Genomic DNA, 26,325 nt, shown 5'->3' with positions numbered 1-26,325 from the left:
CTCCTGTTTAATTATTCATTAGGTGTATAAGCATTATCGCAATACTCACACCTATATTCACCTTTAGCTTCATCTGCTAAGTAAAATGAATGAGGCACATGACTTTCCACAGAAGTAACACATCTTGGATTTTTGCATTTAATAATCTCTGTTACCTTTTCTGGAAGCTTCAATTTAGATTTTCTAGTTATATTTTCGTTTTCTACTATATCTATAGTTATATTAGGATCTATAAATCCTAACACCGTATAATCTATATTTAATGAGTTTTCAATCTTTATAATATCCTTTTTCTTAAGCTTTTCACTATCAACATTCATTATAAGAGCTACCCTAAAATCTACATTGTCAAGACCCAGGTAGTTGAATATCTTTATGCCAAGTCCTGCCTTAATGTGATCTATAACAATACCATTTTTAATACTATTAATACTAAGCATTATCTCACCCCCAAAAGTTTAGCTATTAAAGCCATTCTTACATACATGCCATACTTAGCCTGTGGAAAGTAGCAAGCTCTTTTATCATCATCAACTTCATAGGCTATTTCATTTACTCTTGGCAGCGGGTGCAGCACTATCATGTCTTCTTTTGCCAGCTTCATTTTCTCTCCATCTAGTATGAAGCTATCCTTTAGTCTTATATAGTCTTCTTCATTGAAGAATCTCTCTCTTTGAACTCTAGTCATGTAGAGTATGTCTAACTCTTCCATGGCATCTTCTATTTTTTCCACTTCTTTATATGGGATATTATTTTTTTCTAATATTTCTTTAGTGATATAATCTGGTACTTTCAGTTCTTTTGGAGATATAAGAATGAATTTATTATTTTCATATCTAGACATGGCCTTTATAAGTGAGTGCACGGTTCTTCCGAACTTTAAGTCTCCACATAAGCCAATAGTAAGGTTTGATAAGCTTCCTTTTTTAGAAACTATGGTTAAAAGATCTGTTAAGGTTTGAGTAGGATGATGATGACCACCATCTCCTGCATTAATAACTGGAATGGATGAATACAGGGAAGCAATTTTAGGTGCTCCTTCTTTTGGATGTCTTATTACAGCAGCATCAGCATAACAAGCTACTGTTCTAATGGTATCTGCTATACTCTCCCCTTTTGCAGTGGAGCTGGAATTAGGCTCAGAAAATCCAATAACATTACCACCTAACCTCATCATAGCAGCTTCGAAACTGAATCTAGTTCTAGTACTTGGTTCATAAAAAAGTGTGGCTAAGATTTTTCCTTCACAAACCTTAGAAAATTCTTCAGGATTTTTAATGATTTCCTGTGCCAATTTGAAAATTTCATCGAACTCCTCTAGAGTAAAATCCATAGGGTCAATAAGATGTCTTCCTTTTAACATAATTACTCCTCCTTGTTAGTATCTCTGTACTAAATTTAAAGGTACTATTTTTTATATAAAAAATGCCTTCCCAAAGGGAAGGCATAGTTATCCTACAAAATTATATAGATATCATATGTCTATTGCTCTTCCCTTTCTAGTCTCTCTGGACCAGCCTTAAAGGTATTTTTTCTATAATATCATACTATAATTGATGATGTCAATATAAAATGCTATATGTTTATTTGGACTTTAAGCACATAGCATGCTTATAATTATCAAATATTTTATTAATTAAACGCTTTGTTACTAAGTCTATTCTTTTAATCTATTATAACCACAGGCTTTATTAAATCCTTTGGCTTATCCTTCATAAGCATTAAAGCTTTTTCCACATTGTCAAAACCATGGAATACATGAGTAACCAACTTACCTGGATCTACACGGTTATATCTTATAAGATCTATAAGCATTTCCATTCTAACTCTTCCACCTGGACATAAGCCGCCTCTTATAGTCTTATGAGCCATTCCACAGCCCCATTCAGCACGTGGTATAGGTAAGTTTTCTCCGCTGCCATGATAGTTTACATTAGATATTACTCCACCTGGTTTAACCATCTTAACTGCTTGTGCTAAAGTTTCCACTCCGCCGCCAGCCATAATAACACGATCAACACCTTGTCCGTTAGTTAGTTTCATTACTTGGTCTACTATGTCTCCATCTTTGTAATTTATAATATCTGTAGCTCCATATTCCTTGGCAACCTGAACACAAACCGGTCTGCTCCCTACAGCCATGATTCTTCCTGCACCACGCAGTTGTGATCCTGCTACAGCCATTAGTCCTACTGGCCCTATACCAATAACCACTACACTGCTGCCCATTTCAATATCAGCTAATTCTGCTCCATGGAAACCTGTAGTCATCATATCGCAAAGCATTACAGCACTTTCTAAGGATATATCCTCTGGAAGGTGGGCTAAGTTCATATCCGCATCATTTACGTGGAAGAACTCTCCAAAAACCCCATCCTTAAAATTAGAGAATTTCCATCCAGCTAACATTCCGTTGGAATGCTGATGAAAGCCTTTTTGCACTTCAATGGATCTCCAATCTGGTGTAATAGCTGGAACTACCACTCTGTCACCTGGTTTAAAATCTTTAACTTCACTACCTACTTCTACAACTTCACCCACTGCTTCATGCCCTAAAATCATATCATTTCTATCACCTATAGCTCCTTCAAATACAGTATGTATATCTGAAGTACAAGGAGATATAGCTAGAGGACGAACTAACGCATCATAAGGTCCGTAATTAGGTTTATCCTTTTCAATCCAACCTACCTTATTAATACCAAGCATTGCAAAACCTTTCATGAATACCCCTCCTAAATTAACTATGAGTAACATTTACCAGAATGTTATTAAATTATCATTCTTATAAATATTCCACTAATTAAATTAAGCAACATTCATGCCAATATATGAATATTCACTCTAATTCAAGCTTTTCTATATTTCAATAAAAACCATTGTATAAAAAAACAACAAAATCCACATAAGTTTTGTTGTTTTTTTCAACACTGTTTAATTTTTCAACACACCGTTCTTTACAAATTTTGTATTTACTTTAACAAAGTTTTTTTATTACTATTCTATAACCCCCACATTCCACAATTCACTATTTGATTTCTCCCTAGGGAGAAATCAAATATAAAATCTCAGTTTTTCTGAACTCTTTTTTCAGAAAAACATCCTTCATTCTAAGCTCTAAATTCTAAATTTTAAATTTACTTATATTGTATTTCTCTATCTTATTATAAAGTGTAGTCCTATTTATCCCTAATACTTTAGCAGCATTAGATAAATTTCCTAAGCAGCCTTCAATACATTTTGTTATTGCTATTTTCTCCCAATCCTCCAAGGAACACATTTTATAGTGAAACTCTCTTTCATGAGATTCTATAACATTTACATTCTTTTGACTAAAATCATAGTAAATATTTCCATCCATGTTAACGATGTTTTCCATACAGTTTTCCAACTCTCTAATATTACCTGGCCAATAATGATTTAAAAGTTTATAATATAAACTCGTGTGTATTGTAGGTACAGGTTTATTTAATTTTAAAGCCTTAATCTTTAAAAAATGATCTATTAATATAGGTATATCCCCAACTCTTTCTCGTAGGGGAGGTACAAATATTGGTATTACACTAAGTCTGTAATATAAATCCTCTCTAAAGGTACCCTTTTCAATTTCTTCTTTTAGGTTTTTATTAGTGGCAACAATAATTCTTACATCCACAGGAATATACTTGTTTCCGCCAATTCTAGCCACATAGCCTTCTTGAAGAACTCTTAAAAGGCTCACCTGCATGTCCAAAGGCATTTCTCCAATTTCGTCTAAAAAAATAGTACCATGATTAGCAAGTTCAAATTTTCCTGGATGTCCTCCTTTTCTAGCACCGGTAAAGGCACCTTCTTCATAGCCAAAGAGCTCACTTTCAATAAGATTTTTGGGTATGGCACCACAATTTATTGCTACAAATCCAAAATCTTTTCTATCACTATTATTGTGAATTGCTTGAGCAATAAGCTCCTTTCCTGTGCCGCTCTCTCCTTGTATAAGAACTGTAGATGGACTATCAGCTATACTTTTAGCATAATATTTTAATTTTTTTATAGCTTCACATTCACCTATAATATCACTAAAAGTATACTTAGCGCTCATTCCAGTATACTTATTTACCATATTATAAACCTTCTGAATATCCTTAATAACTAAGGTCATTCCAGTAATTGAGTCATCTTTATCTCTTATGGCATAAACGCTAAGATTAAATCTTTTCTTATCTTTTATAAAAAAGCTAACTTCTTTATTTTCATATCCTTTGCCCCGAATAACTTCCTCATAAATGTTATCCCAGTTTTCTAATATCCTTTTAATATTCTTATGTATTATATTTTCTTCAATTAAATCTAACATAGTACATGCTTCTTTATTAACAGATATTACCTCACCATCTATATTTACAGTTAATATTCCTGTTTCTATAGAGTTAACTATGGTATCTAAATATTGATATGCCTCAAAAAGCTCATTTTGTGATTGTTCCTTTTTCATATGATTTTCTATAGATTTTACTGCTGCCACCACTAACCCTAAGGTGTGTGGATGTGCAAGCTGGTATCTTCCTGTTAAATTTATGCATCCGATAACATTACCTTTATCATCATGTATAGTAGCCCCAGAGCATGTCCATATATGATAAGCTGTGATAAAATGCTCTTTCTCCACTAATTGGATAGGACAATCTTCGTAAAGAGCAGTACCTATAGCATTGGTTCCGGTACTTTTTTCACTCATGTCTGTACCTTCCATCATTCCCATAGCTTTAGCTATTTCAATGACATCCTCATCTCCAATGACACTTAAAATAATTCCTTCTTTATCAGTAAGGTCCAAAAAAAATCCAGATCCCTTAAGAAAATCATATAATATTTTCATATATGGAGTGGCTGCTTTTATTATTTGAGAGTTTTCCTCACAAAGTTTAATAAAATCCTTGCCTTTAACCATTTTAGTGGGAAAAACTCTATCCTTAGTTACCTTATATTCTTCCATGCATCTTTTATGAGATCTTTTTATTATATTTTTAAAATCTTTTCTATGAAACATAAAAGCCACCCCCATATTACTTAATCTTACTATAATTATCTTTCTAGCTATATTCTTTAAAATACTCCATAAAATCGCTAGGCAAACAATCTGCATACTTTTTAAATACATTTATAAAATATCTATAGTCTTTAAAACCTACATCCGTAGCTATGGTATATACCTTGCCTTCACCACGCTTCATTAAATTGATAGCTTGGTTAATCCTATATCTATTTACATAGTCATTAAAGGTGTAGGTGGTTTCTTGTTTAAACTTTTGATTTAGATAGGTGGAGCTCATTCCAAGTATATCCACTAAGTCTTGAATACTTATTTTCTTATGATAATTTTCTTTTACATAAGCAATCATATCACTTACCACTTTAGAAGACTTGTTTTCTTCTTTTAAAAAATCTCCTGAAAGTACATTTAACTTATTTAAATCTAAAGAGTTGCTTTTTATAGTCTTATAGTACTTTCTTACCTTTACCTGTTCCTTGGACTTTTCTAAGGCTTCTAAAAGCTCATCATTATCTACAGGTTTTAATAGATACTCGCTAACTCCTAGGTGTATGGCTTGCCTTGCTAAAGCAAACTCATCATAGCCTGTAAGTATAATAGAACTATATAAAAAATCTTTAATACTGCTTTTTATCATGGTTATACCATCCATAATAGGCATATTTATATCCGCCACCACTATATCAGGGTCTAAATCCTTTATAGCTTCTAACCCCTCTTTACCATTGGCAGCTTCTCCTATCACAATACACTCTGCCTTGTTCCAGTCAAAGGTATAATGAAGACCTTTTCTTATCATTTCTTCATCTTCAACAATTAAAACCTTAAACATTGAAATCACCTGCTTCGTAAGGAATTGTTATTTTAACATCAGTACCCTTTCCATAGATACTATTAATTGCAATACCATAATTTTCTCCATATAATAAAACCAAACGCCTGTGAACATTATATAAACCAATATGCTCAGAGCTATTTTGGGGTTCACTTAGAATTCTTCTTATGTCTTGAAGCTGTTCTTCCCCAATACCACTGCCGTTATCCTTCACTTCCAATATAAGGTTTCCTTCTATTATATTCCCCTTTATCTCAATAATAAGGGTATCTTTGTCTTTATATGCATATTTAATTGAATTTTCAATGATAGCTTGTAATAATAGCTTTGGTACAAGTGCCTCTTTCATCTCTTCACGGATATCAATGGTATATTCTAATCTATTATTGAACCTAAACTTATTTAATTCTAAATAGTCCTCTATATAATCTAAATCTTTCTTTAATAATACCTTTTGACCTTCATAGTTCACGCTGTAACGTAGTAGCCTTGAAAGCCCTATAATAATTTTTTCTGCATCCTTAGGTGCAATAACCATGGAGTATCTCAAGGTCTCCAAAACATTAAAAATAAAATGAGGGTTAAATTGAGATTGCAGCTGTTTTATTTCAGAAATACGCCTAAGATTCGATAGCTCTTCATTTTTTGTAATTAGCTCATTAAGCTCATCTAGCATCTTATTATACTGATGTCCTAAAACTTCAAATTCATCTCCTGAATTAATATCCACATAAGAATCCATCTTTCCATTTTGCAGTTCATTAACAGAATGGATTAATTTATCTATGGATTCTGTATTCTTAGAAGACATTCTCTCCGCCAGATGGTTGATTAAAAACCACAACACTGTGCTAACTATTAAAATGAATAAAAAATATAAAATAAATATAATACTTTTTATACTAATGGAATTTAAGGTGTAAACGTAGACAGGAGCTATGGACAAAGAACTTTTGTTTATATAGTAATTACCTTTTCCTAATTGTACATACTTTTCCTTATGGTAATACTTAGGGTTAAATTTATTCATTAATCCTTTTACAGAGTTGTTATTAGTAGCTATAATGCTATTATAATCATCTGTAACCACAGTTATTTCATTATCTTGTACAATTATTAGTTGCTGCATATCTTCTTCATATAATTGAAATATAATAAACCCAATGATTTGCGAAGACTCATTTACAATTGCTTTTCCAAAGGTATACACCGTACGCCTATTAAAAGGATAGTTTAAGGTATCCCTTTGACTTAATACCTCCTCTGGTTTTTCTTTAATCCTAGGAATAATGTTTCTTATGATAAATCTTTCTATATCAGAATCTGATGGGGTGGTAGTAGCCAAGAAAACCCCTTTGTTATCTACTACATGAAATACGCTTTTTACCTCTTGACTATTATTAAACTTATAAAATTCATCAAATACCAAATTACTATCTAATCTGGTATTTATAAGATTTTTTACTGCAGTGGATTTTGACATTTCTTTTGCTTCTTCATAATAGTTGGTGTAAACCTCGTCTAAGGAAGAAGTAATATTTTTTCCTGCTTCTTTAGTGTTATTAATTACATTTATCCGTAATGCCACTAACATAAATATAGAGAATAAGGCGAAAACTAATATTATAGGTATCATGGCATATCTTAAAAACAAATATTTAAGAGTTTCTTTAAAATTTCTAGTGGTTTTATTCATTTATTTTGCTCCTATTATGTATGTCCTCAGCCTTTTATGAGGCTTTAATTACATAGGCTCTCCAGTGATTATATTATATAACAAGGGTAAATCCGTATCAAAGGAATATAAATGGAAATATACTTATTATACAATATATAAGTGATAAATAATCCTCGTGAAATTATGACAATTAAATTCAAAGAGACCACCTGATAAACAGATGGTCTTTGACTTTACTACATTGTAACTTCTTTATTACCTGACACTTTAAAGAATATTAATAAAGAAACAATGGTTATAGCTGATAATATGGTTCCTAAAGCTGCTGCAACTCCATAGTTACCTCTGATAACTTCTGTATAAATTGCAATAGTCATGGTCTTACTTTTAGCAGTATATAATATAATGGAAGTGCTTAATTCACTAATTATAGTAATCCAACTGAGTATTGCTCCTGCTATAACTCCTGGCATCATCATAGGTAAGGTTATTTTAAAGAAGGTCTTTAAGTTTGATGCTCCAAGGCTTATGGCTGCTTCTTCTATGCTAACGCTAATTTGGTGCACTATGGCTGCACTGGATCTAATTGTATAGGGCAAACGCCTTATAACAAAGGCTATTACTAAAATTGCAGCTGTACCACTTAATAGTAAAGGTCTTTTATTGAAGCTAACCAATAATGCTATACCTAAAATAGATCCTGGTACTATATAAGGGAACATAGTTAAAATATCTAATAAATTAGTAATGGAGTTACGCCTTCTTACTGTGATGTATGCTATAAGTATAGCTAAGAAAACTATTATCCCTATAGAAATCAAAGCTAACACAAAGGTGTTTGTTATAGAATCTCCCACCTTGGAAAAAGCAGCATTATAGCTCTTTAAGGAGAATCCTTTGGTAAATATTCTGCCTGAAGTATTTAAAAAAGAGGTGTAAATTATGCTTAGTTGTGGTAATAAAGCTAAAATTGTGAATATATATACATACAAGTGAGCTAAGACATTTTTAACTCCTTTTTCTTTTTTAGGTTGTATTGGATGTAATGAGTTCATGGTAAAAGACTTTTTGTTGGATATATATTTTTGAGATAAGAAGATTATAGTTGCAAATATTATTACTATTACGCTAATAGCTGCTGCAAATCCGTCATCTCCGCCCATTTCACTAATAAACTCATTAAATATAAGTACCGGTACTGTTTTATATCCTTCTCCTATAAGCATAGGGGTACCAAAGTCAGCTAAAGCTCTCATAAATACTAGTAAAGATCCAGCTAATATGGTAGGTAGTATTAGAGGAATAGTTACTTTTAACATCTTCTTAATACCAGTACACCCCATGCTTTCTGCTGCTTCCAGCAGGGAGTTGTCTATACTTTTTAAAGCCCCAGATACATACATATATATTAGTGGAACTAATTGCAATGTAAGTACCAATAATATCCCCGTAAATCCATAAATATCTACGCTTTTAACATTCAGATACTTTTTTAAAATGTTTGTTATAGCACCGTTTCTACCTAACAATAGTATCCAAGAGTAAGCTCCTATAAAGGGAGGCTGCATAGAGGATATTATTATTAGGATTTGTATAAACTGTTTTCCTTTTATCTTGAAGGTAGTCATAATATAAGCTAATGGCGTAGCAATTAGTACACATAATAAGGTAACGCTTACTGTTACTTTAAGGCTGTTGAACAATGCCCCATAATAATAATTTTTACTAAAGAATTTCACAAAATAACTTAGAGAAAAGTTTCCTGTATTACCATCTATAAAACTTTTAATTAGTAGTGTAAATAGCGGAAATACTAATAATATTAAATAAAACAAGAATACAATGAGAGTGATTAAGCTCCAAATATCTAATTTTTTCTTATTAAACTTCATGTGCATCACCCTTTGTATAATTAATTTCTCCTTCACTGTCAAAAACATTTATCTTATGTTTTTTAACCTTTAGTCCAATTTTTGTACCAGGGGACATTATTTTTTCCACGGTGGATTCTTGAATAATTTCAACCTTTTCTCCTGTTTCTAATTCTGCAAAATAATGTGTATTTATGCCTAGGAATATACTGGAGGTAACAGTAGCTTCTATACCTTCTCCTGATTCTACAATGATAAATTCTTCTGGTCTTACAGAAACCTTCACTGGAATTTTATCAGAGTTTATATTAACTTTTAAATTTTCCATATCCTCTTCATAAGCATGGCTAAAGCTGACATGGTTTTTCCCATCCTTAGTTATAGCATTACAAGATAGTACGTTGGTTCCTCCAATAAAGGAAGCTACAAAAATATTAGCTGGCCTTTGATATACTTCTTGTGGTGTTCCAATCTGCTGTATTATTCCTAATTTCATTACTGCTATTCTATCAGATACCGCCATGGCTTCTTCTTGGTCATGGGTAACATAAACCGTGGTAATACCTATCTCATTTTGAATTTCTTTAATTACATTTCTCATTTCGATTCTTAACTTGGCATCTAGGTTAGATAAAGGTTCGTCCATTAATAACACATCAGGATTAATAACTATAGCACGAGCTAAAGCTACACGCTGTTGCTGACCTCCAGATAAGTTTTCTGGTAGTCTGTCCTTGTATTCTTCAATCTTTACCAGCTTTATCATCTCATCTACTCTTTTTGTAATCTCATCCTTTGGAACTTTACGGTTTTGCAAACCAAAGGCTACATTTTCTTTTACAGTGAGATGAGGAAAAACTGCATAGTTTTGGAACACCATCCCGATATTTCTCTTACCAGGAGCCATTTCATTAATCACCTTGTCATTGAAACTAATGGTTCCTCCTTCAATACTATTAAATCCAGCTATCATTCTAAGCAATGTGGTTTTACCACAACCAGAAGGTCCTAGTAAGGTGAAAAACTCACCATTTTTTATCTCTAAGTTCAAGTCTGGTATTACAATATTTTCTCCGTATTTTTTAAGCACATTTTCACATTTAATTGATATACTCAAGTTTATTCACCTTCTAACTTTGTTTATTTGTGTATTATTTCTTATTACTTGTAAATATTTCTGTGTATTTTTTTACTATTTCAGATTTATGCTTGTTTACATAATCATGATCTTCATTTAGTAGCTTTATTTCCTTCATTGGAGTCATATAGCTTCCTACTTCTGCATCTTTTCTAAGAGGTCTATTAGTTAATTGTGAACCAAAAGCATCTTGAGCTTTTTTAGATATTATAAAGTCAATAAATTTCTTAGCATTGTCCATATTCTTAGAACCTTTTAATATTCCAGCAGTACCATCTAAAAATACAGCACCTTCCTTGGGATATACAATTTTTACAGGTGCTCCACTTCTTACATAACTTGCAGATGGATCTTCATAAGTTAAAGCTACCACGTATTCTCCATCAGCTACGCTCTTATGGGCAGCTCCAGAACCACTAGCTACTTTACCATCAAGGTTTGCAGTAAGTTTTTTAACGTAGTCCCAACCCTTATCAGAGGTATAATCTCCACCCACTGCTAATAGCATATTGGTCAATTGAGCAAAGGCTGAACTTGAGCTTGCTGGGTCAGCAGAAGCAATTTTACCTTTTAAGGCTGGATTTAGTAAGTCTTCGTACCCCTCTATCTTAATGTTTCCAACAAGGTTCTTATTTACGAGAAGAACGCTTCCGTCAGCTACATAGGAGGTAAAGCTTCCTGTACTGTTTTGATGTCCTTCTAATAAATCCTTATCATTAGGCGAAACATATTTTTCAAACAAATCTATATTTTGTACAAATTGAGCTCTTGAACCTCCAAAAAGCACATCGGCATATGGCTTGTCTTTTTCTGATTGTAGACGTTTAATAAGTTCTCCTGTTCCTGCGCTAACGAGTTCAACTTTTATTCCTGTTTCTTTTTCAAACATTGGTACAATTGTATTTATTATATCTTCACTATTTGGGGAATAAACCACAAGTTTTTTGGAGTCTTTTGTATCACCGGCCTTTTCTCCTCCTCCGCAGCCAACAAGTGTTCCTAAACTTAGAGCTACAGCTGTTACTAAAGCAATAATTTTTTTCATTTTATACTCCTCCTAACAATTTGTTAACGTTTTCTTGTATTTATTTTAATAAAAATATGTATTCATTGAAATGTCAAAATTCATAAACATAGTGTAAAATACATAAATAAAATATAAACAAATTAAAAAGCACAGTAAAAACTGTGCTTTTTAATTATATTAAGTTTATATTTTAAAGCTCTGAACCATGGTATTAAGCTTTTGAGCAAGCTCAGACTGATTTTGAGCAGCTTTTGCTACATCATTAACAGCTATGGTTATTTCATTTATATTGTTTAATATCTCCTCAGAACCTGATGCAGATTCCTCTGCTGTAGCAGATACATTTTGAATTGCTCCGCTTACTTGATCTATAACTTCGCTCATTTGTTTAGTAGATGCTGCTATGTCCTCAGACATTTCACTTACAAATTCTGCATCCTTCTCGTATTGAACACCAGTGCTCATAAGTAATTCAAAGCTTGGTTTTACACTGTTGGCCATAAAGTCTAAAACTTCTTGTCCACTTTGAGATAAGTTATTAAATGCAGATTGCACCTGCATTACCATAGTTTGAATGTTTGCTACTGCTTCTGCAGATTGTTCTGCAAGCTTCCTTACCTCTTCTGAAACCACAGCAAAGCCTCTACCCTGCTCTCCTGCTCTTGCAGCTTCAATGGCAGCATTTAGAGCTAAAAGGTTAGTTTGTGTAGCTATATTTCCAATGGAATCCGCCATGGTTTTTACTTCTTCCACAATTCTACCTTCTTCAATAGCTTTTATTATATTTGCACGTTTTTCATCATAGATAATATTTCCTTCTTGAATATTCTTGGTTGCTTTTTCTTTTACATCAAAAGCACGAGTTTTAATTGCTTTTACTGAAACATCCGCATCCTTAGCCTTGTTATTAAGCTCATTTATAGTTGCTCCTATCTCTTCTGTTGAGGCACTTACTTCTTCAGTAGTAGCACTTAAATCTTGGGCACCTTTAGCTATTTGCTCACTAGACTCGCTAGCTACTTCCATTCTTGAAGATATCTCCTGGGTGGTAGCTGATAACTCCTCACTGGTAGCGCTAATATCACTAGCACTTCCTATTATCTCTGATATTAAATTTCTCATATTGCTTCCTGCTTGATTAAGAGCTTTAGCCATGTTGCCTATTTCATCCTTAGAATCAATATTTATACTTTGAGTCAAGTCACCTTCACCAATAGCCTTTGCAAAGGATAGTACGTGTACAATTTGTTTTGAAATTATTATAGCTATAATTAATCCTAAAATTATTGCTATAACTACTCCCACTGAAATCACAGCAATGGTTATGTATAAAGATCTTTTGTATGTAGCATTATTATCATTATATGAATTATCCGCATCATCTGTATTTAATTTTATTAACTTATCTAAATCCTCATATACTTTAGTTCTTGCCTCAGTAACCTTTGAATAACTGGCATCTGCTTCTTTGTATTTCTTTTCATCGCTATACTTTATTAATAAGCTACTAGCATTATTATATGCCTCTAAATTATTTTTAAACTGAGTCATTATAGGCTTTTCTGCTTCACTTATCAAGGTTTTCTCATATTTTTCTAAAATTTGCTTGTTGTCATTTTGTATTTTATCTATATCCTTTTTAAGGGCATCATTTTGCTGCTCATCATTTTGTACATATACAATTCTTAATAAACTTGCACGTAAATCTGCTATATTTTGCTTAACAGTGGTTAATGTTTTAATACTTTCTAGATTATAGTCATGCATTAAAACAGCATTTTTATTTATCTTTTTCATATTATTTATGCCGAAAAAACCTACTACTCCAATAAACATTGCTACTAAAATAAATGCTGATATTAATTTTTGTTTCATTTTTAAATTGTTAAACCACTTCATAAGAACACTCCCCATCAAATTTTGATACTATTTTTTTCGACAGTTTTCCCCATTACTTGATATTTATATTGAAAATATTTTTTGTTGTTTTTTTAAAGAATCTATTTAAGCTAAATTTAAATAGGAAATAAAGTTCTTAGGATCAATAATTAGAGACAATAACTTTTACTAATAGTTACTATCAGCTATTCTAATAGAACTTTCAAAGGTTATTTAAAAAAGTTATTGAATATTACTACTAAAGAAGTTTTATAAGGAGATGAAAATAATGAAAGCAAAAAACAATTTAAATCAACTTATTTTTATAAGCTTTTTAGTTATGTTTTCAGCTCAAATATATATAAAATTATTTGTTAACCATTTCAATATATCCTTTGGAATTATAATTCTAATAATACTGCTATATATGATTGAAATAGATAATAAAATAATGGTAGCTGTCATCTCTTCTTTCTTTGTATATATAATAAGGATCTTAGTTTATTTTTTAGAAAACATCGAAATAGAATCTGCTCTTAAATTGGGTATACGCAATCATTTCCCGGAATTCATATTTTACTTAGTTTATATAACTATATATTTTATTATTATTAATATTAAAAATAAAAATTTAAATTATCTTTTACCTAAACTCATTATCTGTGATTTTTTTGCTAACTTTACTGAAATGTATATTCGGCATACTATTTATTTAGAGAATTTTAATCTTAACATGATAATAGGACTGCTGTTTGTTGCATTTTTAAGATCTACATTAATATGGGTTATGATAAATTTAATGATTAAATATAATACTACCCTTCTAAAAAAAGAACATACAGAAAGATATATAAAACTGTTAGCATCAAATTCTACTTTAAAAAGTGAGGTTTATCTTATGGAAAAATCTATGGATAATATTGAAAATACCATGGGTAAATCTTATAAATTATATATGGATATCAGTGAAAAGGATTTAGATGATGACTTAAAAAAAGAAATTATGGAAATCACAAAGGACATCCATGAGATAAAAAAAGAATTTAATTTAATAGTTAGAGGTGTAAACGAATTAACAAATACAAAAGAGCTTAAAGACAGTATGGATTATTATGCAATACTAGATATATTAAAACACATGATAAATATAGAGTTAAAAAATACAAATATAACCTTTAACATCGAAAAAGGAGAAAATTTCAATACAATATATCATTACTATTTAATATCTATCTTTAGAAATATAATTATGAATGGCATCGACGCCTTAAAAGATAAGGATAATGGATTTATATATTTAAATCACAATTCTATGGAAATTGATAATATAGTGGGTCATTGTTTTGAAATTATAGATAATGGTGAAGGAATAGCTGATGAAGATAAAAAGTATATATTTAATCCAGGATTCTCTACTAAAATTAATTTTGAAACTGGGGATGTGAATCGCGGACTAGGATTAATCATAGTAAAGGATATAGTTGAAACTAAATTAAAGGGATTTGTAACACTAACATCTTCCAAAGGAAAAGGCACTAAGTTTATGATTTTTGTATCTAAAAACATTTTAGAGGAGGGTAGATTTTGAGAATACTAATAATAGATGATGATATAAATGTTCATAAGATTCTTAATAAGATAATAAATCATGAATGCTTGGGAGAAGTGATAAAAGATTCTGCTCTAAATGGAGAAGATGGGGGGTTTTTAATAGAAAAGGAAAAGCCGGATATTGTTATTGTGGATCTTTTAATGCCTGAAACAGATGGATTAGCTTTAGTTAAAGAATATAAGCCTAAATACCCTCATATTCAATATATAATGTTATCCCAAGTATCCACTAAAGATATGATAGCCAAAGCCTATGAAAATGGAATTGAGTTTTATATAAGTAAGCCTATAAATGCAGTTGAGGTTAAATCTGTTTTAAAGAAAGTAATTAATAGTGGTATTATGAAGAAAAAATTAGGCAATATAGACTCTGTATTAAAAAGGGAAGATGAGGGTAACTGTATATGTAAAATTAAAAGCATAATGAATAAATTAGGGATATTAGGTGAATCAGGCTGCGAAGACATAATAAAAAGTATAGAGTATATAATTGAAAATAATTCTGAAGATACCTATACTCTTAAAGAATTATTTAATGAAATATCCCTTAAACCTAAGTCAATAGAACAAAGAATAAGAAGAACAGCCTTTGTAGCTTTAAATAATATTGCTAATTTAGGACTAGAAGATTACATGAATGATACCTTTTTAGAATTTTCAAACTCCATTTTTAGTTTCGAAGAAGTAAAAAAAGAAATGGATTATATAAGAGGAAAAAGTCATGAGAAAGGATCCGTTAATGTTAAAAAATTTTTACAGGGAATAGCTTATTGTATTAACAAATAAAGGCTATCGGAAATTGTTATAATTATAACAAATTACTTTTTGAAACTTTCTGAAACTTTTTGAAATTCAGGCTATATAGTCTAAATAATCAATTAATTCTGTAAACGATTAGAGGACTTTAAGTCAAGGGAGGTTTCATATTGTGGAAATTGTTAAAGGAATGGGACTATTATTATTTACATTAGGATTATTTTCATTATTTAGTTTTAAAGCCCCTAAGGGAAGTAAAGCTATGTCAGGATTAGCAAATGCAGCAGTAGCAACCTTTTTAGTAGAAGCTATTCATAAATACATAAGCGGAGATTTTTTAAATCTTACTTTTCTAGGCAAAGTGGGATCAGTATCAGGATCTATGGGGGGAGTGGCAGCAGCTATTTTAGTGCCAATATCTATGGGAGTTAATCCCATTTATGCAGTGGTAGCAGGGGTAGCCTTAGGTGGATATGGCATATTACCTGGATTTATAGCTGGATATATCGTAGGTCTTATAGCTCCTATATTTGATAAAAAATTACCAGAAGGATTAAATACTATAGCAGGAGCTCTTTTAATAGCTCCCTTAGCAAGATTTATAGCAATGGGGGTATATCCTATAGTTAATGGCACATTAGTTAATATAGGACAAATGATATCCCTAGCTGCACAGCAGTCACCACTAGTTATGGGATTCTTGCTTGGTGGAATAATGAAAGTAGTATGTACCTCTCCACTAAGTTCAATGGCAGTTACTGCTATGCTTGGACTACAAGGCTTAGCCATGGGAATTTCAGCTCTAGCCTGTGTTGGAGGCTCCTTTACAAACGGTATCATTTTTAAAAGACTTAGATTAGGTAATAAAAGTAATATAATAGCGGTAATGTTAGAACCTTTAACCCAAGCACCTATAGTAACTAAAAATCCTATTCCCATATACGGATCAAATATTTTAGGCGGAGGATTAGCAGGACTCTCAGCAGCTTATTTTAATATAGTAAATAATGCTCCAGGCACAGCATCTCCTATCCCCGGATTATTGGCCCCTTTTGGATTTAATGATCCTAAAAAAGTTCTTATAGCTCTTGCCTTTGCTATAATAGGAGGCTCCATAGGCGGACTGGTTGGTTCAGTTGTCTTTAAAGGCTTTGCTAATAAACAATGTGATTCGGATGAAATTCCTGTTAATAAAGTTAATGATGACATTGCTAACACTTTAAATACTAAGAAAAAAAATTCTTTAAATATTTTAAAATACTATAGAATAAAAAAAGCTAACTTGCAATAACAAGTTGAAATAATTTTTTAAGACCAAATTCGAAGCTACGCAGCATCGATAATATTCAGCTGCTCTTCGAAGAGGTTTTATCAAAATTAAACAGTTCCTATCTTTGTTTTAAGAAAAATAGGAACTGCTTACATATATTGTAGCTATTTTATTATATTTTTATCTAATCATTTTCTTTACACCGCTATAAGTAGCAAAGAAATATCCTCCATAAATTATAACTATAAATATTGTAGTTACTAATAAGTGATTTAGAATATTTACTGAACCAAAAATTTTAACTATTTGTCCAGCTATTTTAAGCCCTACTAAGGAGTGTATTAAGGCTAAGGATAAAGGTACCATAAAATAAATCCCTACTTGTATAAGCACTGATGAATTTATCATATTATCCTCTGCTCCAATTTTTCTTAGAAGTTTATATCTTTCTATATTATCTGCAGATTCTGATAGCTGCTGAAGAGCTAATAAAGCTGCAGATGTAATTAAGAAGATTACTCCAATATATATAGCTAAATAAGATATCATAGCTCCTAAACTAGCTGAATCTGCTAATAATCTTTCTTTGGTTATACTCATCACTCCATTTTTTTGATCTGTAATTACTTTCCTTATATCTTTAGTATATGTCTTTTCCATTTGCTGTTTATCACCCTTATAATTTAGACTTAAAAATGAATTAATAGGCATTAATCCTTCAGCTAATGAATCTTCTACTACAAAAGTGCAGTAGTTTCTTTTTATTAAATCATTAGAAATGGTAATCTCCATTGCGGGGTTTTTAGAAGGTTCTAATATTTTTCCGTTTACTTTTATCTTAGTTTTATTATCTAAAGCCTCTTTAAGTCCATCCATTAAGGTATTAATGTCTCCAAAGACTGCATATTCTCCTTTATTTAAAGTAATGCCTTCCTTTTGTAACATCTTCATTACATTATTATAATCAGATAATTTCATTATGGGTATTGTGCTATTTTGAGCCACTTCAAAATATGATTTATTCTTATCTGCTGCTTCCTTACTAAGATAATCTTTTATACCCATTTGATCATTTCCCATTTCATTCGTATAAGTATAGTAATTTATATAGTCATTTGAATACTTATTTATATCTATATTATTATTTTCTAAAAGTTTCTCTATAGGTACTTGTCCAAATCCAAATAATGTCGCATCATAATGAGTTAAATCTCTTATATCTTTATTTATTGCTTTATTAATACCTAAGCCTCCAGCCAAGGTACATATTGATATAAACAGCATTAAGCATATAAAGCTCATAGAAACAAAGGTTGTGTTAATTTTACTATTTATTTGTCTTAACATGAACATATTTAAATCCTTAAAATATCTCTTTTTATTGTATTGAAATACCTTTAGGAAAAATCCTGACAGAGAAAAGAAGAATAAAAATGTTCCAATTATTCCTAATATAATAGGAATTAATAAATCTGCATCAAGTATATCTAAACTCATATTTAGCATCTTAAAATAAGCTGCTGCAAGAATTATAACGCTAAGTATAAACACCACCACAGACCATTTTATGCTCTTTAGCTTAACCTTCTCATTCTTTTTACCCTGAGTCAATAAGTTAATAAGTTGCACTTTGCTTATGGAAACTGTATTAAATATAAATACAATAAAGTATATTATCAAAAAATAAGTAACTGTCTTAATGCAGGCTGCTAAGGAAAATATAAACTTAAACTGTTCTAATCTTACTTGAAATAATTTTGCTGTAAACACTGATATTCCTTGGGATAATATAATTCCTATAACTAACCCTATAACTAAAGATATGATTCCAATAATAATAGTTTCTACAAATAAAATTTTAGATATTTTCCCTTTTTCCATACCTAAAGTTAAATAAACACCAAATTCTTTCTTTCTTCTCTTAATAAGATAGTTATTGGCATATATAATTAAAAATCCTAGTATACAAGCAATAAATACTGAGGTTGCGCCCATAACCTTTTCTATCCTATCAAAGCCTTGTGCTTGGTATTCATTAAGCTTCATCATGACCTTTTGAGATTCTATGGAGTTAAAGGTATAAAATATACAAACCCCAAACACCAAGGTTAGAAAGTATATGGTATAATCTTTTAAACTTCTTTTCATATTCCTAGTGGCTAATTTAAAATACATCTCTTTGGTCACCTCCAAGAAGAGTCACAACTTCAATAATCCTATTGAAAAATTCTTTTCTTGAATCCTTTCCACGAATTATTTCATTAAATATTTTACCGTCTTTTATAAATAGTATCCTTTTAGCATAGCTAGCTGCGAAAGCATCATGAGTTACCATCATAATAGTGGCATTCATGGAAGAGTTTAAGCTTTCCATACTATCAAGAAGCACCTTAGCTGACTTTGAATCTAAAGCACCTGTAGGCTCATCTGCTAATATCAAGGATGGGTTTGTTATAATAGCTCTAGCTGCTGCCACCCTTTGCTTTTGTCCGCCTGACATCTCATAAGGGAATTTATTTAAAACCTCTGAAATATTGAGTTTTTCTGAAATATCAATGATTCGCTTATGAATTTCTTTATGATCCCTCTTTAAAATTGCTAAAGCCAAAGCTATATTTTCATAGGCGGTTAGGGTATCTAATAAATTGAAATCCTGAAATATAAATCCTAGCTCTTCTCTCCTAAAGGCTGCTATCTTTTTACTATTTAATTTAGTAAGCTCCTGATCTCCTATATAAATATACCCACTAGTTACCTTATCTATGGTAGAAATGCAGTTTAAAAGTGTGGTTTTACCGCTACCAGAGGCTCCCATTACCCCTACAAACTCTCCTTGTTCTACCTTAAAGCTTATATTATTGATAGCTTTTGTGATATTATTTTTACTTCCATAATATTTTTCTATATTAACAACTTTTAAAATTTCCTTGCTCATAATTTCCTCCCTGTATTTCCTACTGTTATTCTTATAGGTACCTTATAGCTATATGTTATATTTTTTTATTAAACTTAACCATAGAATAACACAACATGAACCTTACATTTTTGTCATATTTCTAGAAATAAAAAAGGCCTGTCAATTTTACTTCTGTAATTTTTGACATAGCCTTAATTATTCAAATGTATACATATTATTCTTGGGGAAGAGAAGTGATACCTGAGTACCTTGATTTTCTTTAGATTGAATAGAAATTGATAAACCTAGTTTTGCACAAAGTTTTTTACATAAATACAAGCCGATACCAGTAGATTCTTTAAATACTCTTCCATTGTCTCCTGTAAATCCCTTATCAAAGGCTTTTTCTAAAGCTTTTTCGTTCATACCTACTCCATTATCAATGATATGGAGAATTAAGCCTTGTTCTATTTCTTCACAAGTTAGTTTTAAACTTCTTTTTTCTTTGTTCATATATTTAATAGAATTTCCTACGATTTGATGTAAAATAAACTCCAACCATTTTTTATCGCAATAAATATCCCTATCACAGTCTTCAATACTAACCTTAATGCCTTTCTCTATTAATGCATTTGAATTTCTAATTATAACGGAACTAATACTATCTTTAAGGCTTATCTTCTTAATTATATAATCCTTTTCTACTTCAGAACTCCTACTATAAAAAAGGGCTTGTTCTATATAATTCTCCAGTTTTTCTACTTCTTCTAAAATGCTATCTGTAACCTTAGACTTATTATTCTCTATTAATAACTTTGTTGCTGCTATAGGTGTCTTAACTTCATGCACCCAAAGTTCTATATATTCTTTATACTCTTGCTTGTCATTAACAAATCTGGCTATTTCATCATTCATAGATTTATCCGTTTGAGTTAATATATCATATAAAACTTTACCTTCTAAAAAATCCCCTTCATCTATGAGCTGAGATATTAAATATTTTTTATCCAAAGAATCTAAGGTATTATAAACCTTACCATAGTATTTCTTTTTATTATAGTAATCATATATATAATAGCTTAAGGAAGCTAAGAAGTTTAATATTACAGTAAATATTATGGCATAAGTGTCCACTCTTAGAGCTCTTAAAAGCGTAGAGGTAAAAAAAAGTACTATTAAGTTTGTTGCTATAAAAATCTCCTTATCCTTAAAATATTCTAATGCATTCATATTAATAAATAACCTTGTCCCCTCTTAGTTTGAAGATAATCTAATGCTCCTATTTCCTCAAGTTTTTTTCTTAATCTATTTATATTAACAGTTAAGGTATTATCATCTACAAACTCCTCTGACTGCCATAAAATCTTCATAAGCTCATTTCTAGAAACGATTTTACCTTTACTAATCATTAGCGTATTTAGAATCTTGCTTTCATTTTTAGTAAGTTCTAATTTATTATTATTAAATTCCACTTCACTGGTAGCTCTATTATAGTAGATTCCTCTATACTCTAAAATATCCATTTCAATATTTCCATAGGTTCTTCTAAGAATAGATGCAATTCTAGCAAGCAAAATCTCAGTATTATAAGGCTTGGTTATAAAATCATCAGCGCCTAAGTTCATACTCATAAGCTCATCTAACTCACTATCCCTACTGGTAACCACTATAATGGGTACATTGGATAACTTTCTAATTTCCCTGCATACATAATACCCATCGAAATAAGGTAAATTAATATCTAACAAAATAATGCTAGGTTTTTCTTCCAAAGCCTTTTCCACAATACTTTCAAAATCAGTAGAAAAGCTGCATTCATAACCATATCTACCTAAAAATGTAGCAAGCTCATTTCTTATCTTTTCATCATCTTCAATAAAAAATATTTTTTCCAAGATACTCTCTCCTAGGATTTATTATAGTAAATTATATCATATTAACTTTTTCATATAAAATCATAAATCTTGATTTATAATAAACACCTTTACTTATCTTTTAAGGGTTAATCATTTTTATTTTTCCAATCATATTCAGTTCTACTCTGGCTAATAGCATTTTTAATAATCCCTTGTATATCATCTAAACTTTCCTTTATAGCATGTTTAACTGCTATTTTTATTATAAAGTAGGTGATATAAAGACACGCAAATATCAGCGGCAAAAGTAATATTATTTGAAACAAATTTATTCCTCCTTAAACTTATAGTAATTGAGCTTTTGCTATTTCTATTACTTCCTTTTTATTTCTCATAAATTCTTCTCCTTTATATTAATCCATAGTTTTATATTTATTAAACCAGCCCTATACCATTATTATACTCTATATACAGTAAAAGCCACGCTAAATTTATACTTAACATGACCATTATGATCTAAATATATAATTCACCTTTTAATACAACTTTTGCTTGACCAATTAACTCTACTCTGTTTCCTGTCAATATTCTTAATGTAATCTCCCCACCTCTGTCAGAAGCTTGATATGCCTTCATTTCATCTTTGTTTAATATCTTACTCCAATATGCTGCTAGTAATGTATGAACTGAACCAGTAACTGGATCCTCATTAACTCCTGCCCAGGGATTAAAATACCTGGATATAAAATCATATTTTTCGTTTCCTATACAGGTAACCCCAACCCCCTTTACATTCCTTTCAAATTCTAGCTCTTTCATCTTTTCAAAGTTAGGGGTTAACTTTAACACTTCATTTTCTGTTTTTAAATGAATAATCAATTTATTTGTGTTTTTTCCAATTACAGCGTTTTCATAACTTTCTATCCCCATAGCTTCTAAAATATCTTTAGATAAATCAACATTTAATGGTTCATCAATGGGAAAATCAAGAGCAATTCCTTTATCATTTTTATTAGCAATAAGCCTGCCGCTTTTCGTTTCATACATAATCTTTTCATTTTTGATTCCTATATTATTAAATAGTATTTCTGAAGCAGCAATTGTTCCATGACCGCATAAATCGACTTCATATTTTGGAGTAAACCACCTTAATGAAAATATACTTGTACTATTTATCTGACTAGCTTCAAGTGATTGAACAAAAGCAGTTTCTGATAAATTCATTTCTCTAGCAATTAACTGCATGTATTTATCCTCAATTGATTCTTTTAAAATGCATACACCTGCTGGATTGCCTTTAAAACATTCATTTGTAAATGCATCAACTTGATATACTTGTATTACTTTCATTATTATATCCTCCCAATGCTAGTCGTTATTATTAGTTTTCTATAGCTCTTTTCCACTCATTATAAAAATCACTAATGGTTTTATAGCGCTAATGCCTGTAATGACTTTTATATTTTTTGTAATTCTAAATAACTTTAAATGATAATTATACCATTACAACTTTATAAATATATTCTATAACCATCTTCCAAATCCTTCAAAACTATTATGTGTTTCTTTTAGATGTAAATCATCTCTAATAAAATTTCTTATTTTTTCCTCAAGCCTTATCACTATACTTCCTTGCCAAGATAAAAAGCCAGAGCTTTAATAAGGCTTTTAACCCTATTTTTCTCTGACTTTTAATATAGTTTACTATTTTTTCTTTTTAATAATCATATAAACAGGTATTCCCATGATAGTTACAACTATTCCAAATAACGCATGCTTTGTGTCCGTAATTAAAGTACTGATTAGTATATATATCCCACCTGCAATGCCTATTATAGGTATTATTGGATATAGGGGAACAGTATAAGGCCTTGGTAAATGTTTAAGCTTTGTTCTTAAGATGAATATTCCTCCTACAGTCATTACAAAGAATATCCACATTGCAAATACCGCAAGATTAGTAAGGGTATCAAAAGACCCGCTTAGAACATACAAGGAGGCAAGTACTACTTCAAAAACAAAAGCATTTATAGGTGTAACATATTTATCACTAAGTTTTCCAAAGAACTTAGGAAAAGGAAACAAATTATCCTGGGCCATAGCATATGGAACTCTAACCCCTGTCATTAAATATCCGTTCAAAGCACCAAATATAGAAATCATTATCCCTGCTGCAATTAATGAAGCACCAGCATTTCCAAATAATATAACTGCTGCATCAGAAGCCGCCTTATCAGACCCAATAACCTTTGAAACCGGCATTATATTGACGATAGCTACATTAATTAAGATATATACTATAATAGTTATGGACAATCCTAGGATTATTGCTCTTGGCAAATCTTTCTTAGGTCTTTTTAGTTCTCCTGCCATATTACCTACAGAAATCCAACCATCATATGCCCATAAAGTTCCTAATATAGCGGTTCCAAAACCTGCAATTCCTACAGAGGTACCAGTGGAAACCACTGGATTTGTAAGGCTATGAGCCTCTCCTTTTATTAAACCGAATATAATGATTACAATTATAGGAATCAACTTACCAATGGTAGAAAATAATTGCACCTTACTGCCTAGCTTAGTGGAAATAACATTTATAAGCATTATAAAAAATAATATAAATACCGCAAGAAATTTTTGCTGAAGTGCTGTTATTTTAACAAAATAGGTAGCCTGTGTAACGAAGACTATAGATAAAGCCGCTGCAACCCCTGGCACATATATTAAAGTTTGCATCCATCCAAATAAGAAAGCCCATTTATCACTGTAGAGTTCTTTTATATATACAAACATCCCTCCAGTCTTTGGAATGGCAGCTGCAATTTCCGCTACAGTAAGGGCTGATGCCATGGTGATAATTCCTCCTACCACCCAAGCTAAAACCCCTAAAGTTGGTGTTCCTGCATTTTTAAATACCATAGAGGCCTTAAAGAAAATCCCTGAACCTATTACTACTCCAATTACCATGGTCATAGCTTCTAATAATCCTATTTCCTTCTTAAGTACATTATTTTTAATTTCAACCTTTTGTTCCTTTACTACTCCCATCAATTCACCATCCTGATAAAGATTCATCATTAGTTTTTTACTTAACTTAATAAGTATAGCTTTAATGAAAAATAATTTCTATAATTATTTTTCAAAATTATTTTATCATGAATGGCTTTATTATAAACTATGCATTTTACTGGAAATTTATCAAAAAGTTAGTTTTGATTTATATATTATTTTTATCATATTTATCCATTAACCTCACATCACATCAAAATATGTTTTTTGTCCATTTTTATAATTCTTTATAGTATCAACATTTTTAGGTTTCTTAATTTTATATAACACTCTGTGATCAATTTATTTAACCTTATAATCCTCATTTTATTACACCCTCCTATAACTATTAAAATAATACTTATAATTACCATAATAAAAACAATTTTTCACTCATAACCCTCATTATTTTCTTACAAACCCTTACTTTTATTATATACTAATTATAGTTTTGTTACATACATTCATAATTATTACATTATCAGCACATTTATATAAATAAAAAATAATGAAGGAATATAGGGAAAATCTCCCTATTTCCTCCATTATTGATAGAACGACTTTAATTATGAACATATATTATTAATCTATGGATAAAGTTTACTATTTTAAATACATCTTTTATCTTATCTCAAGATCAATACGCACCATATTATTACGACAATTATGTTGAGATTGAGCCATGGCATAATCTGATGAACGTATATAAATAGTATCAGTCTGTGCCCAACTCGAGTCAGAATCTTCAGCAAGTCTATAAAAAATTCCGCCTCTTATTCCTTGTATGACTACACTAGCATATCCATCATTTGAACCAGTATACCCTAGGACATATATACCATTTTTAGTAAATGTTTTTTTTACACCATAATCCGTAAAGGCAGCTTTTGCAGCTAATGGAGAAAAGCATAAAAGTCCTAAAGCTAGTGTAAATGATAATAATTTAAATTTTTTCATAATATCACTCCTTTTAAATATTAGTTAGGATCTGACGGTTAAGAATAGTTTTTTATTGGTCATCCTATTTAAATATACCTATTCAGTCAGAAACTAATTTGATATTTTAACAAGCTTGTTACGTATAGTCTTATGACTATAAATATACAATTATGTTATAGCCTATCATTTAAGACAATAAAAATCTCACTTTCTTAAAGATATCATTTTTCGCTTAGCAATAAAATGTTATATTTAAAAAATATACAAAAAGGCAAAGAATATCTCTTCAATTATAGGCTTTATAACCTCTAACTTCTCTCACCCATATTTCTTTCTATTCACAGATAAAAGCAACTCTTTTATGACTTTTTCTGTTCTTATATTCCTTTAGGTGTATATAGATTAAAAGGTTTTAATCTTTTTAGATTATAATAGTTTTACTAACTGAATCTAATTCAACTATTTTATATAACTATTTACTATCTTTTTT

Annotated in this window: 21 protein-coding genes; 3 read left to right on the top strand and 18 right to left on the bottom strand. The window is 30.6% G+C overall.

All coding sequences use genetic code 11. The features are described from left to right. Positions 1 to 11: 11 nt before the first annotated feature. From BUA82_RS18185 to BUA82_RS18140, 10 genes are all read right to left on the bottom strand, one after another. Positions 12 to 440: an aspartate carbamoyltransferase regulatory subunit gene (locus tag BUA82_RS18185; protein WP_073011834.1), complete on the bottom strand. Its 429-nt coding sequence runs from the start codon at positions 438 to 440 to the stop codon at positions 12 to 14. Continuing rightward, on the bottom strand, positions 440 to 1,363 hold the full coding sequence (pyrB, locus tag BUA82_RS18180; RefSeq protein ID WP_073011832.1) for an aspartate carbamoyltransferase: 924 nt from the start codon (positions 1,361 to 1,363) through the stop codon (positions 440 to 442). The genes BUA82_RS18185 and pyrB overlap by 1 nt, the downstream gene beginning before the upstream one ends. A 302-nt stretch (positions 1,364 to 1,665) precedes the next feature. Continuing rightward, positions 1,666 to 2,724 (bottom strand): NAD(P)-dependent alcohol dehydrogenase, encoded by a 1,059-nt coding sequence (locus tag BUA82_RS18175; RefSeq protein ID WP_073011830.1) that lies wholly within the window; start codon positions 2,722 to 2,724, stop codon positions 1,666 to 1,668. A gap of 400 nt (positions 2,725 to 3,124) precedes the next feature. Beyond that, positions 3,125 to 5,029, bottom strand: coding sequence for a sigma-54-dependent Fis family transcriptional regulator (locus BUA82_RS18170; RefSeq protein ID WP_073011816.1), 1,905 nt, complete (start codon positions 5,027 to 5,029; stop codon positions 3,125 to 3,127). 43 nt (positions 5,030 to 5,072) lie between these two features. Continuing rightward, positions 5,073 to 5,864 (bottom strand): response regulator transcription factor, encoded by a 792-nt coding sequence (locus BUA82_RS18165; protein WP_073011799.1) that lies wholly within the window; start codon positions 5,862 to 5,864, stop codon positions 5,073 to 5,075. Next, on the bottom strand, positions 5,857 to 7,563 hold the full coding sequence (locus BUA82_RS18160; protein ID WP_073011796.1) for a sensor histidine kinase: 1,707 nt from the start codon (positions 7,561 to 7,563) through the stop codon (positions 5,857 to 5,859). Before BUA82_RS18160 ends, BUA82_RS18165 begins: the two co-directional genes overlap by 8 nt. A 218-nt stretch (positions 7,564 to 7,781) precedes the next feature. Beyond that, entirely contained in the window at positions 7,782 to 9,437 is a 1,656-nt protein-coding gene (locus BUA82_RS18155) for an ABC transporter permease (RefSeq protein ID WP_073011793.1), read from the bottom strand. Further along, positions 9,427 to 10,533, bottom strand: coding sequence for an ABC transporter ATP-binding protein (locus tag BUA82_RS18150; RefSeq protein ID WP_073011790.1), 1,107 nt, complete (start codon positions 10,531 to 10,533; stop codon positions 9,427 to 9,429). The genes BUA82_RS18155 and BUA82_RS18150 overlap by 11 nt, the downstream gene beginning before the upstream one ends. 34 nt (positions 10,534 to 10,567) lie before the next feature. Continuing rightward, positions 10,568 to 11,599, bottom strand: coding sequence for an extracellular solute-binding protein (locus BUA82_RS18145; protein ID WP_073011787.1), 1,032 nt, complete (start codon positions 11,597 to 11,599; stop codon positions 10,568 to 10,570). Positions 11,600 to 11,764: 165 nt separating this feature from the next. After that, positions 11,765 to 13,480 (bottom strand): methyl-accepting chemotaxis protein, encoded by a 1,716-nt coding sequence (locus tag BUA82_RS18140; RefSeq protein ID WP_073011784.1) that lies wholly within the window; start codon positions 13,478 to 13,480, stop codon positions 11,765 to 11,767. Between the two features lie 268 nt (positions 13,481 to 13,748). On the opposite strand from BUA82_RS18140, the gene BUA82_RS18135 reads away from it, so the two are divergent. From BUA82_RS18135 to BUA82_RS18125, 3 genes are all read left to right on the top strand, one after another. After that, positions 13,749 to 15,047 carry an ATP-binding protein gene (locus tag BUA82_RS18135; RefSeq protein WP_073011781.1) on the top strand — a complete coding sequence of 433 codons (1,299 nt, stop codon included), beginning with the start codon at positions 13,749 to 13,751 and terminating at the stop codon, positions 15,045 to 15,047. Then, positions 15,044 to 15,856, top strand: coding sequence for a response regulator (locus tag BUA82_RS18130; RefSeq protein ID WP_073011769.1), 813 nt, complete (start codon positions 15,044 to 15,046; stop codon positions 15,854 to 15,856). The genes BUA82_RS18135 and BUA82_RS18130 overlap by 4 nt, the downstream gene beginning before the upstream one ends. Before the next feature lie 142 nt (positions 15,857 to 15,998). Then, entirely contained in the window at positions 15,999 to 17,117 is a 1,119-nt protein-coding gene (locus tag BUA82_RS18125) for a PTS sugar transporter subunit IIC (protein WP_242949004.1), read from the top strand. Between the two features lie 159 nt (positions 17,118 to 17,276). Here the strand turns inward: BUA82_RS18125 and BUA82_RS18120 are convergent, their stop codons facing one another. From BUA82_RS18120 to BUA82_RS18085, 8 genes are all read right to left on the bottom strand, one after another. Beyond that, positions 17,277 to 19,271: an FtsX-like permease family protein gene (locus BUA82_RS18120; protein WP_073011766.1), complete on the bottom strand. Its 1,995-nt coding sequence runs from the start codon at positions 19,269 to 19,271 to the stop codon at positions 17,277 to 17,279. Then, on the bottom strand, positions 19,261 to 20,031 hold the full coding sequence (locus tag BUA82_RS18115; RefSeq protein WP_073011763.1) for an ABC transporter ATP-binding protein: 771 nt from the start codon (positions 20,029 to 20,031) through the stop codon (positions 19,261 to 19,263). Before BUA82_RS18115 ends, BUA82_RS18120 begins: the two co-directional genes overlap by 11 nt. 177 nt (positions 20,032 to 20,208) lie before the next feature. Then, positions 20,209 to 21,222 (bottom strand): sensor histidine kinase, encoded by a 1,014-nt coding sequence (locus BUA82_RS18110; RefSeq protein WP_073011760.1) that lies wholly within the window; start codon positions 21,220 to 21,222, stop codon positions 20,209 to 20,211. Further along, positions 21,219 to 21,887 (bottom strand): response regulator transcription factor, encoded by a 669-nt coding sequence (locus tag BUA82_RS18105; RefSeq protein WP_073011757.1) that lies wholly within the window; start codon positions 21,885 to 21,887, stop codon positions 21,219 to 21,221. Before BUA82_RS18105 ends, BUA82_RS18110 begins: the two co-directional genes overlap by 4 nt. Positions 21,888 to 21,994: 107 nt before the next feature. After that, positions 21,995 to 22,174: a hypothetical protein gene (locus tag BUA82_RS18100; RefSeq protein ID WP_073011752.1), complete on the bottom strand. Its 180-nt coding sequence runs from the start codon at positions 22,172 to 22,174 to the stop codon at positions 21,995 to 21,997. A gap of 190 nt (positions 22,175 to 22,364) precedes the next feature. After that, the gene (locus BUA82_RS18095; RefSeq protein WP_073011749.1) at positions 22,365 to 23,198 is read right to left on the bottom strand and encodes a PhzF family phenazine biosynthesis protein; all 834 of its coding nucleotides are present in this window, start codon (positions 23,196 to 23,198) and stop codon (positions 22,365 to 22,367) included. Between the two features lie 354 nt (positions 23,199 to 23,552). Beyond that, a complete protein-coding gene (locus BUA82_RS18090; RefSeq protein ID WP_073011744.1) occupies positions 23,553 to 24,896 on the bottom strand; it encodes an APC family permease in 1,344 nt (447 codons plus the stop codon). A gap of 621 nt (positions 24,897 to 25,517) precedes the next feature. After that, positions 25,518 to 25,853 (bottom strand): hypothetical protein, encoded by a 336-nt coding sequence (locus tag BUA82_RS18085; protein WP_073011741.1) that lies wholly within the window; start codon positions 25,851 to 25,853, stop codon positions 25,518 to 25,520. Positions 25,854 to 26,325 lie beyond the last annotated feature (472 nt).

Source organism: Clostridium amylolyticum (assembly GCF_900142075.1).
In the GTDB taxonomy this organism is placed as follows: Bacteria; Bacillota; Clostridia; order Clostridiales; family Clostridiaceae; genus Clostridium_AA; species Clostridium_AA amylolyticum.
This window is presented reverse-complemented; position numbering and strand designations above follow the sequence as displayed.